The sequence below is a fragment of the Streptomyces sp. HUAS 15-9 genome, from assembly GCF_025642155.1.
Classification (GTDB): domain Bacteria; phylum Actinomycetota; class Actinomycetes; order Streptomycetales; family Streptomycetaceae; genus Streptomyces.
On record NZ_CP106798.1, the window covers coordinates 3163812 to 3176664 of the forward strand.

General features: G+C 70.2%; 9 protein-coding genes. 5 read left to right on the forward strand and 4 right to left on the reverse strand.

Annotated elements, in window-relative coordinates:
* The first annotated feature begins 231 nt into the window (after positions 1–231).
* The gene (locus N8I87_RS14480) at positions 232–432 is read left to right on the forward strand and encodes a helix-turn-helix transcriptional regulator (RefSeq protein ID WP_263208920.1); all 201 of its coding nucleotides are present in this window, start codon (positions 232–234) and stop codon (positions 430–432) included.
* A 67-nt stretch (positions 433–499) separates the two neighbouring features.
* Here the strand turns inward: N8I87_RS14480 and N8I87_RS14485 are convergent, their stop codons facing one another.
* Both N8I87_RS14485 and N8I87_RS14490 read right to left on the reverse strand, forming a co-directional pair.
* Positions 500–1543, reverse strand: coding sequence for a zinc-dependent alcohol dehydrogenase family protein (locus N8I87_RS14485; RefSeq protein ID WP_263208922.1), 1044 nt, complete (start codon positions 1541–1543; stop codon positions 500–502).
* A 31-nt stretch (positions 1544–1574) separates the two neighbouring features.
* A complete protein-coding gene (locus N8I87_RS14490; protein WP_263208924.1) occupies positions 1575–3785 on the reverse strand; it encodes an MMPL family transporter in 2211 nt (736 codons plus the stop codon).
* 160 nt (positions 3786–3945) lie between these two features.
* Between N8I87_RS14490 and N8I87_RS14495 the strand changes: the two genes are divergently transcribed.
* The 4 genes from N8I87_RS14495 to N8I87_RS14510 all read left to right on the forward strand — a co-directional run bounded on the left by N8I87_RS14495 (position 3946) and on the right by N8I87_RS14510 (position 8484).
* Positions 3946–4617 carry a TetR family transcriptional regulator gene (locus N8I87_RS14495; RefSeq protein ID WP_263208925.1) on the forward strand — a complete coding sequence of 224 codons (672 nt, stop codon included), beginning with the start codon at positions 3946–3948 and terminating at the stop codon, positions 4615–4617.
* A gap of 158 nt (positions 4618–4775) precedes the next feature.
* The gene (locus N8I87_RS14500) at positions 4776–5726 is read left to right on the forward strand and encodes a PrsW family intramembrane metalloprotease (protein WP_263208927.1); all 951 of its coding nucleotides are present in this window, start codon (positions 4776–4778) and stop codon (positions 5724–5726) included.
* A 73-nt stretch (positions 5727–5799) separates the two neighbouring features.
* Positions 5800–6039, forward strand: a complete 240-nt coding sequence (locus tag N8I87_RS14505) for a heavy-metal-associated domain-containing protein (protein ID WP_263208929.1) — start codon at positions 5800–5802, stop codon at positions 6037–6039.
* A 114-nt stretch (positions 6040–6153) separates the two neighbouring features.
* Entirely contained in the window at positions 6154–8484 is a 2331-nt protein-coding gene (locus tag N8I87_RS14510; RefSeq protein ID WP_263208931.1) for a heavy metal translocating P-type ATPase, read from the forward strand.
* Between the two features lie 622 nt (positions 8485–9106).
* On the opposite strand, the gene N8I87_RS14515 is transcribed toward N8I87_RS14510, so the two are convergent.
* Complete coding sequence (locus N8I87_RS14515; RefSeq protein WP_263208933.1) at positions 9107–10396, reverse strand: citrate synthase; 1290 nt, start codon at positions 10394–10396, stop codon at positions 9107–9109.
* A 198-nt stretch (positions 10397–10594) separates the two neighbouring features.
* Positions 10595–12853 (reverse strand): SF1B family DNA helicase RecD2, encoded by a 2259-nt coding sequence (gene recD2 / locus N8I87_RS14520; RefSeq protein ID WP_263208935.1) that lies wholly within the window; start codon positions 12851–12853, stop codon positions 10595–10597.

Genomic DNA, 12853 nt, shown 5'->3' on the forward strand with positions numbered 1-12853 from the left:
TCGGACCAGTGTCGGTGGGTGGCTTTGCCACGGCCGTGTCACAAACACCTCCCGCGTGTCACATACGTCACGTCTACGCGGGTCCTCGGTCACACTCGGCCGACAGGCGTTGCCCGTTGCTCACTCTGCGTCGTTCACCGTGCACAGGCTTGGTGATCGCCAGCGAAGCGCCCGGCTCCCCCGACGGCCGTCCCCGGCCGCCCCCGCGGTGCGCGTACGGAGGTGCAGCTCATGACCGACCGACGGCTCTGGTCCTACAAGGAGATCGCGGCCCACATCCGCGTGCAGCCCGACACCGTGCGGTCCTACCGCAAACACGGGCTGCTGCCCCCGCCCGACCATGTGGAGGGCGGCAAGCCCTACTGGTACGCCGACACCGTGCGGGCCTGGGTCGCCTCACGGCCCGGCAACCGCGGCCGCAGACAGGCCTGAAGGCGCCCGTCGCGCCCGGTGTCCCGCCCTGGCGTGGGACACGGGCGACACGGGCACCCCGGCCGGCTCAGCTCCAGGGTTCGACGACCGTGACGCCCGCGCCCGGTGCCGTGCCCATCGCCGCGAGTGCGGCCGGGGCCGCGTCCAGTGGGATCGTCGAGGTGACCAGCAGGTCGGGGCGCAGGACTCCCGCGCGGACCAGCTCCAGCATCGCCGGGTAGGTGTGCGCGGCCATGCCGTGGCTGCCGAGGAGTTCGAGCTCCAGGGCGATCGCGCGGGCCATGGGGACCGGGGTCGTACCGTCCAGGGAGGGCAGGAGGCCGACCTGGACATGGCGGCCGCGGCGGCGCAGACCGTTCACCGAGGCGGCGCAGGTGGACGGGGAGCCGAGCGCGTCGAGCGAGAGGTGGGCACCGCCTCCGGTCAGGTCGAGGACGGCTGCCGCCGTGTCCGGCACACGCGTCGCGTCCACGCACTCCGCCGCGCCGAACTTCCGCGCCAGGTCCAGGACTTGGGGGGAGACGTCGACGGCGACCACCCGGGCGCCCGACGCCGCGGCGATCATCACCGCCGACAGGCCCACACCCCCGCAGCCGTGCACCGCGACCCACTCCCCCGCCGACACCCGGCCCTGCTGGACCACCGCGCGGAAGGCGGTCGCGAAGCGGCAGCCCAGGGAGGCCGCGGTGGCGAAGGACATGCCATCCGGGACCGCGACCAGATTCACATCGGCGTGGTCGAGTGCCACGTACTGGGCGTAGGAGCCCCAGTGGTGGAAGCCCGGCTGGGTCTGCCGCTCGCACACCTGCTGGTCGCCCGCAGCGCAGGAGGGGCAGCTGCCGCAGGCGCAGACGAAGGGCACGGTGACCCGGTCGCCGGAGCGCCATCCGGTCACCCGGGGGCCCACCGCCTCAACAACACCGGCGAGTTCGTGCCCCGGCACGTGCGGGAGCCGGATGTCCGGGTCGTGTCCCATCCAGCCGTGCCAGTCACTTCGGCACAGTCCGGTCGCCTCGACCCGGACCACGACCCCGTGCTCGGCGGGCTCCGGGTCGGGCACCTCGCGCACCTCGGCCGGCTCCCCGTACTGCTCGAACACCACGGCTCTCATGTGCCACAGCTTCGCAGACCACCCCCGCCGTTCACACCGTCGCGCTCTCCTTCTCCTCGTCCGCCTCGGCGGCCGCGGCCGGCTCTCCCTCGCTCAGCCCGAACCGCTCGTGGAAGCGGCGCAGCGGACCCGGCGCCCACCAGGTGGCACGGCCGGTCAGGCGCATGATCGCCGGGACCAGCAGGCTGCGGACGACCATCGCGTCCATCACCACGGCGAGCGCGATGCCCAGGCCGAGCATCTTGGTGTTGGTCACCCGGGAGGTGCCGATCGCGACCATCACCACGGCCAGGATGACCGCCGCCGCGGTGATCAGCCCGCCCGTGCGCTGCAACCCGTGCCGCACCGCCTCGTTGTGGTCGCCCGTGCGGTCGTGCTCCTCCTTGATGCGGGAGAGCAGGAACACGCCGTAGTCCATGGAGAGACCGAAGGCCACACAGAACATCAGGACCGGCAGGGTCGTCTCGATGGAGCCGGGGCTGGTGAAGCCGAGCGGGCCGGAGAGATGGCCGTCCTGGAAGACCCAGACCACCGCGCCGAACATCGCCGTCAGGCTGAGCGCGTTGAGCACCACCGCCTGGAGAGGTATCAGCACGCTGCCGGTGAGCAGGAAGACCAGGAACAGGGTGACGATCGCGATGAACGCGGCCGCCCACGGCAGGCGTTCGGCTATCGCGTGCTTGGAGTCGACCAGGACGGCGGCCGTGCCGGTCACCTCGGTGTCGAACGGGGCGTCCATCGTGCGCAGGTCGCCCACCAGGCTCTGGGCCTCGTCGTCCACGGCCTCGCCCTTCGGCAGCACCGTGAAGTACGCCGAGTCGCCCCTCACCAGCGGGCCGTCGACCCGTGCCACCTCCGGCAGGGCGGAGACGCGCTGTGCGTAGGCGGCGTACTGCGCCTTGGTCGCCTTCCCCTCGGCCAGCACCTCGAGTCCGCCGCCGGGGCTGCCGGGGAAGCCGTCCCGGATGTGCTGCTGCACGACGTGGGACTCGGCGCCCGACGGCAGCTGGCGGTCGTCCGCCGTGCCGAACTTCACGCCCAGGAAGGGCAGTCCGAGGAGGATCAGGAGCGCCGTGGTGCCGACGGCGAAGAACGGGGCGCGGCGCATGACCAGCGTCGCGGTGCGCGACCAGGCCGTGCCCTCCTCGCCGGAGACCTTCGGCTCCCGGCCGCGGCGGAACAGACGGCGCAGGTCGAGGGAGTTCACCCGGTGGCCGAGCAGCATCAGCGCGGCGGGGAGCAGGATCAGGGCGGCCGCGGCGGCCAGCAGCACGACGGCTATGCCCGCGTAGGCGAAGGAGCGCAGGAAGTACTGCGGGAAGAGCAGCATCGCCGCCAGGGACACCGCGACCGTGAGCGCGGAGAAGAGCACCGTGCGCCCCGCCGTGCGCAGGGTGGTGCCGACGGCCGTCAACGGCTCGGCCCCCGTGGACAGTTCCTCGCGGAAACGGCGGACGATGAAGAGTGCGTAGTCGATGGCGAGGCCGAGGCCCAGGGCGGTGGTGAGGTTCAGCGCGAAGACGGAGACGTCGGTGAGCTCCGTCAGACCGCGCAGCACCGCGTTCGTCCCCAGGATGGCCACGATGCCGATGCCCAGCGGCAGCAGGGCCGCGACGGCGCTGCCGAAGACCATCACCAGCAGCAGGAGCGTCACCGGAAGGGCGATCAGCTCGGCCCGGGCCAGGTCCTCCTTGATGATCGTCTGCATCTCGTGCCGCACGGCGACGATGCCGCCGACCTTGACCTTCACCGGACCGTGCGCCCCTCGGTAGTGGGGCGCGATGCGGTCCAGGGTGTCCCCCATCGCCTTCTCGTCGCCCGTGATGCGGGCGGCTATCAGCGCCTCGTGGCCGTCCTTCGCGCGCAGGGCCGGAGCCGCCGAGGGATCGGCCTGCCAGTAGGAGCCGACGCCCACGACGCCCTTCTCACCGGACAGACGCTCGACGAGGGTGCGGGCCTGGGCGGCGACCGCCGGGTCGTCGACCGAGGCCCGGCCGGAGTCGACAAGGAGCAGGAGGTTGGGCTGGGAGTCGGGGAACTCGCGCTCCAGCGCCTTGGTCGCGTAGGTGGACTCGGCGTTCGGGTCCTCCCAGCCGCCGCTGCCGAGGCGGTCGGCGACGCCGCTGCCGGCCAGCACCGCGAGCACGGTGAGCACCAGCGCCGCGAGCAGCGACAGCCGCGGCCGGGCGGTCACGAAGCGGGTCCACCCGCCGACCCGGGGTGGCCTGTTGACTTCGGTCATCGTGCGGTGTCCCCTTCACCGTGACCCGTGCTGTACGCAGACAGGCAGCATGGATCGGTCATTGCCATAGACTGACAAACACGAGACATCGCTCGCGTTTACCAAGAATGCGAGCGATCACTCGCGTTTGTCAATCACGCTCGGAAGCTGGGGATAAGCCGTGCCCGATAAGCCGGGGAAGGAACAGGGCAAGGAGCAGCCGCGCCGCCGCCAGGCCCGCGGCGAGCGGCGCATCGCCCAGTTGCTGGAGGCCGCGGCCTCCGTCTTCTGCACGACCGGCTACACGGCCTCCAGCACCAACGCCATCGCCCGCGAGGCACGCGTCTCGCCGGGCACGCTCTACCAGTTCTTCCCGAACAAGGAAGCGATCGCGATCGAACTGGGCGACCGGCTGATGCACGAGATGCGGGAGACGTACGGCGAGGCGCTCGCGCCGGTCGACCCCGACACCCCGCTGGCGGAGGCCGTCTCCGCGGCCGTCGACCGCTTCATGGCCTTCAACACCGAGCACCCCGTGTTCTTCGCGCTCATGCACGGCCCCGACATCCCCGGCCGGATCGCCGAGGAACACGACGCGCTGCACTCCACTCTCGTCGCCCGCATCGAAGAGCTGCTGTCCTCGTACCTCCCGGACACACCCCCGGCCGACGTCACGCGCACGGCGCAGATCTGCCTCGGCATCTACAAGGCGGGCCTGGAGCTGGTCCTCACCCATGAGGGCGCGGAGCGCGAGGCGTACATCCAGGAAGTGAAGAACGTCCTCATCCGCTACCTGGAGCCCCTGGTCGGCAGCCGACTCGGCGTCAGCGGCGGCGGCCGGACGGCGACGTAGGGCACACCCGGGCAGACCACGCGCCCCGGACCGCGACAAGGCATACATCCCACCGGACAGCCGTATTCACCGCGTTCCCCTCGGACTGCGGCACAAGGCACATCTGCTTAAGGTGCGGATGAATCGCCTCAGTCAGCAGGAGCACGAGGGGACTTGCCGTGACCCACTCTCCGCCGCCCGGCGCGCCCCGCGCCCGCATCCCCGGCCCGAAGCAGCCCCCACCGCCCTACCCCCGCATCCGCGCCGGTCTGTGGCGGCGCTGCCTGGGCGGCGGGCTCGGTCTGTGGGTGCTGACCGCGCTGGTGACGTACGCGACGAGGAACTCCGCGCTCCTGCCCACCCTGATCCTGCTCGGCGGCTTCCTCGTCCCCGTCACCTTCACGCTCTGGGCCTACGAGCGGCACAGCCGCGACCTGGGGGTCAGCGCGGTCCTCGGCTGCCTCCTGGCCGGCGGCGCGCTCGGCGTGCTGGGCGCGTCGGTGACGGAGTACCACCTACTCCACCCCTCCCTGTCGATGTTCGTCGGCGTCGGGCTGATCGAGGAGGCGGCGAAGCTCGGCGCGCTGGTGTTCGTGCTGCGCCGGCAGCCCGGGATCCGCGGCACCCGGGCCGGGATGGTGCTCGGCGCGACCGTCGGCCTCGGCTTCGCGGCGCTGGAGAGCGTCGGCTACGCCTTCGACGCGGCCGTCTCCGCCGACGGCGTCGATCTGCGGGCACTGCTCGAGACCGAACTCCTGCGCGGGGTGCTGACACCCTTCGGGTACGGCCTGTGGACGGCGATCACGGGTGCCGTACTGCTCTCCCACCGCCGTCCGAACGGCCGCTTCCAGCTCGTCTCCCCGGTCGTCGCCACCTACGCCGGCGTCTGTCTGCTGCACGCCCTGTGGGACGCCACGCACGGCGCGGCGGCCTGGTTCGTGGCCCATCTGGTGGGCACCGGACCGGACCGGCAGCCGCTCGCCCAGGGATACCTTCCCGCGCCCACCGAGGTGCGGGACCACCTCTTCGCGCTCTTCTCGATCGGCGGTCTGGCGCTCGTGTCGCTGCTGGGCATCGGCTGGGTGTGCTCGCTGGCACGCCGGGACAGCTCTTGGAGAGGTACCCCCTAGGGGTATAGTGTGAGGAATGAGGGCCTCATCGTGGGTCCCACCGGCCTCACACGCCTCGACGAGGAGCAACGACATGACCACCCAGACCGACACCCCGGGCTCCGTCACCACCGTCTACAAGGTGAGCGGGATGAGCTGCGGACACTGCGAGGGCTCCGTCTCCAGTGAGATCTCCGAGATCCCCGGCGTCGAATCGGTGAAGGCCGTCGCCTCCACCGGCGAGGTCACCGTGGTCTCCGCCGCCCCGCTCGACGAGGAGGCCGTCCGCGCCGCCGTCGACGAGGCCGGCTTCGAGCTCGTCCGCAAGGCCTGACCCTCCGGGCCCGGCACAGCGAGCGGGGCCCGAAACCTTTCGCCTCCGACCGGGCCGTACCGACCAGCTGATACTGGCTTCCGTACGGTCCGGTCCGATGTCTGGAGTCCGGACATGACCAGCAGCACCACAGACACGACCAGCAGCACCACGGATACGCCGATACACACCGGGACCGCCGAGGTCGAGCTCGTCATCGGCGGGATGACCTGCGCCTCGTGCGCCGCCCGGGTCGAGAAGAAGCTCAACCGGATGGACGGGGTCACCGCCACGGTGAACTACGCGACGGAGAAGGCGAAGGTCTCGTACGCCGAGGGCGTGCAGGTCGCCGATCTGATCGCCACCGTGGTGAAGACGGGGTACACGGCCGAGGAGCCCCCACCGCCGCGCCCCGAACCCGAGGCCGCGCCCGAGAACGCGGAAGCGCCCGAGGCGGACCCCGAACTCACCGCCCTGCGTCACCGTCTGCTGGTCTCCGCCCTGCTCGCCGCCCCGGTGGTGCTGCTGGCCATGATCCCGGCGCTGCAGTTCGACAACTGGCAGTGGCTCTCGCTCACCCTCGCGGCCCCGGTCGTCGTCTGGGGCGGACTGCCCTTCCACCGGGCCGCGTGGACCAACGCCCGGCACGGCGCCGCCACCATGGACACCCTCGTCTCGGTCGGCACGCTGGCCGCGTTCGGCTGGTCGCTGTGGGCGCTGTTCTTCGGCGACGCGGGCATGGCGGGCATGCACGACGAGTTCCGGTTCACCGTCTCCCGCATGGACGGCGCGTCCACCATCTACCTCGAGGTCGCCGCCGGAGTCGTCGCGCTGATCCTGCTCGGCCGCTATCTGGAGGCGCGCTCCAAGCGGCGCGCCGGGGCCGCGCTGCGGGCGCTGATGGAGCTCGGCGCCAAGGACGTCGCCGTCCTGCGATACGAGGGGGGCGAGCGCGGAGCGCTCTCGGTTGAGGGCGGTGGCGGGAGACGGGCGGGCGGCCGTGAGGTGCGGGTTCCGGTGGCCTCCCTGGCGGTCGGCGACCGGTTCGTCGTACGGCCCGGCGAGAAGATCGCCACCGACGGCACCGTGGTCGAGGGCGTGTCCGCGGTCGACACCGCCATGCTGACCGGCGAGTCGGTGCCGGTGGACGTGTCGCCCGGCTCGACCGTGACGGGCGCGACGGTCAACGCCGGGGGCCGGCTGGTCGTCGAGGCGACCCGGGTCGGCGCGGACACCCAGCTCTCCCGGATGGCGAAGCTGGTGGAGGACGCGCAGAACGGCAAGGCGGAGGTGCAGCGGCTGGCCGACCGGGTCTCGGCGGTGTTCGTGCCGGTGGTCATCCTCATCGCGCTGGGTACGTTCGGTGTGTGGCTCGGTGTCACCGGGGACAGCGTGGCCGCCTTCACCGCCGCCGTCGCCGTACTGATCATCGCCTGCCCGTGCGCGCTGGGTCTGGCCACGCCGACCGCGCTGATGGTCGGCACCGGCCGGGGCGCCCAGCTCGGCATCCTGATCAAGGGCCCGGAGGTCCTGGAGTCCACCCGCCGCGTCGACACCGTCGTCCTGGACAAGACCGGCACGGTCACCACCGGCCGGATGACCCTCCAGGAGGTGTACGCCGCCGAGGGCACCGACGAGAAGGAGCTACTGCGGCTCGCGGGCGCCCTGGAGCACGCCTCCGAGCACCCGGTCGCCCGGGCGGTCGCGGCGGGCGCCGAGAAGCGCATCGGGACGCTGCCGGACGTCGAGCACTTCGAGAACGTCCCCGGGCGGGGCGTACGCGGGCGCGTGGCGGGCCGTGAGGTGGCCGTGGGCCGCCTTTTCGAGGCGCTCCCGGAGGACGTGGCCCACGCCCGGGACGAGGCCGAGAAGGGCGGCCGTACGGCCGTCGTGGTCGGCTGGGACGGCACGGCGCGCGGCGTCCTCGCCGTCGCCGACGCGGTCAAGCAGACCAGCGCCGAGGCGGTGCGCGAACTGCGCGCGCTCGGGCTCACTCCGGTGCTGCTCACCGGGGACAACCGGGCGGTGGCCGAGACGGTCGCGCGTGCCGTGGGCATCGACGAGGTGATCGCCGAGGTGCTGCCCGAGGACAAGGTGGCGGTCGTACGACGGCTGCAGGGCGAGGGGCGGACGGTCGCCATGGTGGGTGACGGCGTCAACGACGCGGCCGCGCTCGCCACCGCCGATCTGGGTCTGGCGATGGGGACCGGTACGGACGCGGCGATCGAGGCGGGCGACCTCACGCTGGTGCGGGGGGATCTGCGGGTGGCCGCGGACGCCATCCGGCTGTCGCGGCGGACACTGGCCACGATCAAGGGCAACCTGGTGTGGGCGTTCGGCTACAACGTCGCCGCGCTGCCGCTGGCCGCGGCCGGGCTGCTGAACCCGATGATCGCGGGGGCGGCGATGGCCTTCTCGTCGGTGTTCGTGGTGACGAACAGCCTCCGGCTCCGTACGTTCCGCTGAAGTTACCGACGGTACGGCCAAGTCGAAGTAAGAGTCCCCCTAGAGACCAACGCGCGCCTCACATAAGCTCTTCACAAGGCTCGCGCATCATCCTTACGCTTGGGCTTCGATCGTCGTATCGGGGCTCTTGCGTATCTAACGGACATATGCAAGAGACGCAGATCACAGTGATGTGAACGTAACCATCGAAGGGGTTCGAAGGTCTAAGTTGACGATGTCGGACAGCGTCTTGGGGGGCGTTGGACGGCATCTGGGGATGTCTTGGGGGACTTCCTCAGAATTGCGTTGCCGGGGCGCGTACTTCGGGAAGCTTTGAGCGGCCCTCCCGATCGGTACGGGTCCCGGCAGATCGCACCGCATCACTGGAGCACGACCGAGTACGGCGAGTTCTGCTCGTTGTGCTCAACCAGCGATTCAGGCGCTGTCCTCGCAAACGCCCGGCCGGATCCCGTGGGGGGAATCCGTACCGGGACATGGGAAGGCGCCCTGGTCGTCGGCCCGTGGGGGGACCGACGCTCCAGGGCGCCTTCTCTCTTGCTTCTTACGGCTCGCTCCACCGTGTTTTACGGCTCGCTCCACCGTGACAGGGGCACCAGCAACCCGGCGCCCCCACCGGCAGCTGTCAGCGCTCCTCGACCGGGATGAAGTCGCGCTCCACCACGCCCGTGTAGATCTGGCGCGGGCGGCCGATGCGGGAGCCCGGCTCCTTGATCATCTCGTGCCACTGGGCGATCCAGCCCGGCAGCCGGCCGAGGGCGAACAGGACCGTGAACATCTCGGTCGGGAAGCCCATGGCCCGGTAGATCAGGCCGGTGTAGAAGTCGACGTTCGGGTAGAGGCTGCGCGAGACGAAGTAGTCGTCGGAGAGCGCGTGCTCCTCCAGCTTCAGCGCGATGTCCAGCAGCTCGTCGGACTTGCCGAGGGCCGAGAGGACGTCGTGCGCCGCCGCCTTGATGATCTTCGCGCGCGGGTCGAAGTTCTTGTAGACCCGGTGGCCGAAGCCCATCAGACGAACGCCGTCCTCCTTGTTCTTCACCTTGCGGATGAAGGAGTCGACATCGCCGCCGGACGCCTGGATGCCCTCCAGCATCTCCAGGACGGACTGGTTGGCGCCGCCGTGCAGCGGGCCCCACAGGGCGGAGATGCCGGCCGAGATCGACGCGAACATGTTCGCCTGCGACGAGCCGACCAGGCGGACCGTCGACGTCGAACAGTTCTGCTCGTGGTCCGCGTGCAGGATCAGCAGCTTGTCGAGCGCGGAGACGACGACCGGGTCCAGGTCGTAGTCCTGCGCGGGGACCGAGAAGGTCATGCGGAGGAAGTTCTCGACGTAGCCGAGGTCGTTGCGCGGGTAGACGAACGGGTGACCGATCGACTTCTTGTACGCGTAGGCCGCGATCGTCGGGAGCTTGGCAAGCAGACGGATCGTCGAGAGGTTGCGCTGCTTCTCGTCGAACGGGTTGTGGCTGTCCTGGTAGAACGTGGACAGCGCCGAGACGACCGACGACAGCATCGCCATCGGGTGGGCGTCGCGCGGGAAGCCCTTGTAGAAGTTCTTGACGTCCTCGTGCAGCAGGGTGTGCTGCGTGATGTCGTTCTTGAAGACGGTGAGCTCGTCGACGGTCGGCAGCTCACCGTGGATCAGCAGGTACGCCACCTCGAGGAACGTGGAGCGCTCGGCCAGCTGCTCGATCGGGTAGCCGCGGTACCGGAGGATGCCCCCCTCGCCGTCGAGGTAGGTGATCGCGGATTTGTAGGCGGCGGTGTTGCCGTAGCCGCTGTCCAGAGTCACCAGACCGGTCTGGGCGCGGAGCTTCCCGATGTCGAAGCCCTTGTCACCGACGGTGCTGTCGATCACCGGGTAGGTGTACTCGCCATCGCCGTACCGCAGTACTACAGAGTTGTCGCTCACGTCTTCCCTCACCCGACGTAGTGCCTCTTCTTCGAGGTGCCCTGACTGTCTCTACCATCCCCCATTTGGCTCAGGAGAGTGCACTGGGGGTCGACCATTGGGCTCACTGACGGCACTCAGTGCCGCCAACCTGCTCATCCTGCCCGGTTGTTTCGCCATCTGGAAGTGCTCTGTGACCTTCGCGACTCGTTTGATCGATCATTTTTTGAGATCGAGCCGATAGTCCAGTGCCGTACAACGTCGCCCGGCCGACACCGTGCGCACCGCCTGGCCGATCGCCTTGCGTGAACCGACGAGGACGACCAGCTTCTTCGCCCGGGTGACCGCCGTGTAGAGCAGGTTGCGCTGCAGCATCATCCAGGCGCCCGTGGTGACCGGGATCACCACCGCCGGATACTCACTGCCCTGCGAGCGGTGGATGGTCACCGCGTACGCGTGCGCCAGCTCGTCCAGCTCGTCGAATTCGTACGGAACCTCCTCGTCCTCGTCCGTCAGCACCGTGAGGCGCTGGTCGACCGGGTCGAGCGAGGTGACCACGCCCACGGTGCCGTTGAAGACACCGTTCTTGCCCTTCTCGTAATTGTTGCGAATCTGGGTGACCTTGTCGCCGACACGGAAGACCCGGCCGCCGAACCGCTTCTCGGGCAGGTCGGGGCGCCCGGGCGTGATGGCCTGCTGCAACAGGCCGTTGAGCGTGCCGGCGCCCGCTGGGCCGCGGTGCATCGGCGCCAGGACCTGGACGTCCCGGCGCGGGTCGAGCCCGAACTTCGCCGGAATGCGCCGGGCCGCCACATCCACGGTGAGCCGCCCCGCCTCCTCCGTCTCGTCCTCGACGAACAGGAAGAAGTCCTTCATCCCGTCGGTGAGCGGATGCTGCCCCGCGTTGATCCGGTGCGCGTTGGTCACCACCCCCGACTGTTGCGCCTGGCGAAAAACCCTGGTCAGGCGGACCGCCGGGATCGGGCCGCGGTCGGCCAGCAGATCCCTCAGCACCTCGCCCGCGCCCACGCTGGGCAGCTGGTCCACGTCCCCCACGAACAGCAGATGGGCCCCCGGAGCCACCGCCTTGACCAGCTTGTTGGCGAGCAGCAGGTCCAGCATGGAGGCCTCGTCCACCACCACCAGGTCGGCCTCCAGCGGGCGGTCCTTGTCGTACGCCGCGTCGCCGCCCGGCTTGAGCTCGAGGAGCCGGTGGACGGTGGACGCCTCGGCTCCGGTCAGCTCGGCCAGGCGCTTGGCGGCCCGGCCGGTGGGCGCGGCGAGCACGACCCTGGCCTTCTTGGCGCGGGCCAGCTCCACGATCGAGCGGACCGTGAAGGACTTGCCACAGCCGGGCCCGCCGGTCAGGACGGCGACCTTCTCGGTCAGCGCCAGCTTGACGGCGGCCTCCTGCTCCGGGGCGAGCTCGGCGCCGGTGCGGGACTTCAGCCAGCCCAGCGCCTTGTCCCACGTCACGTCCCGGAAGCCGGGCATCCGGTCCTCGTCGGTGCGCAGCAGGCGCAGCAGCTGGGCGGCGAGGGAGAGTTCGGCGCGGTGGAAGGGGACGAGGTAGACGGCGGTGACCGGCTCCCCGCCGTCCGGACCCGGGACCTTCTCCCGTACGACACCGGGGTCGGACCCGTCCTCGGGCGGCTCCGCCAGCTCGGCGAGGCACTCGATGACCAGCCCGGTGTCGACCTGCAGCAGCTTCACCGCGTCGGCGATGAGCCGCTCCTCGGGCAGATAGCAGTTCCCCTGGTCGGCGGATTGCGAGAGCGCGTACTGCAGCCCGGCCTTGACCCGCTCCGGACTGTCATGGGGAATCCCGACGGACTGGGCGATCTTGTCGGCGGTGAGGAAACCGATGCCCCAGACGTCGGCGGCCAGCCGGTACGGCTGGTTCTTCACGACCGAGATCGAGGCGTCGCCGTACTTCTTGTAGATGCGCACCGCGATGGACGTCGAGACCTCCACCGTCTGCAGGAAGAGCATGACCTCCTTGATCGCCTTCTGCTCCTCCCAGGCGTCGGCGATCTTCCTGGTCCGCTTGGGCCCCAGGCCGGGGACCTCGATCAGCCGCTTGGGCTCCTCCTCGATGATCCGCAGGGTGTCCATCCCGAAGTGCTGCGTGATGCGGTCGGCGAAGACCGGTCCGATGCCCTTGACCAGCCCGGATCCGAGGTAGCGCCGGATGCCCTGGATCGTGGCCGGCAGCACCGTCGTGTAGTTCTCGACGGTGAACTGCTTGCCGTACTGGGGATGAGAGCCCCAGCGGCCCTCCATGCGCAGGGACTCGCCGACCTGAGCACCGAGCAGCGCGCCGACGACCGTGAGGAGATCACCGGCACCTCTGCCGGTGTCGACCCGGGCGACCGTGTAGCCGTTCTCCTCATTGGCATACGTGATCCGCTCGAGCACACCTTCCAGCGTGGCCGACCGCCGATCCCCCGACTGGGAAACCCCCGCCTGATTGGACAT

Bases quoted from the DNA above. Each gene is read 5' to 3' on its own strand.
- N8I87_RS14510 (WP_263208931.1), top strand. From the start codon at position 6,154: ATGACCAGCAGCACCACAGACACGACCAGCAGCACCACGGATACGCCG.
- N8I87_RS14490 (WP_263208924.1), bottom strand. From the start codon at position 3,785: ATGACCGAAGTCAACAGGCCACCCCGGGTCGGCGGGTGGACCCGCTTC.
- recD2 (WP_263208935.1), bottom strand. From the start codon at position 12,853: ATGTCCAATCAGGCGGGGGTTTCCCAGTCGGGGGATCGGCGGTCGGCC.
- N8I87_RS14505 (WP_263208929.1), top strand. From the start codon at position 5,800: ATGACCACCCAGACCGACACCCCGGGCTCCGTCACCACCGTCTACAAG.
- N8I87_RS14480 (WP_263208920.1), top strand. From the start codon at position 232: ATGACCGACCGACGGCTCTGGTCCTACAAGGAGATCGCGGCCCACATC.
- N8I87_RS14485 (WP_263208922.1), bottom strand. From the start codon at position 1,543: ATGAGAGCCGTGGTGTTCGAGCAGTACGGGGAGCCGGCCGAGGTGCGC.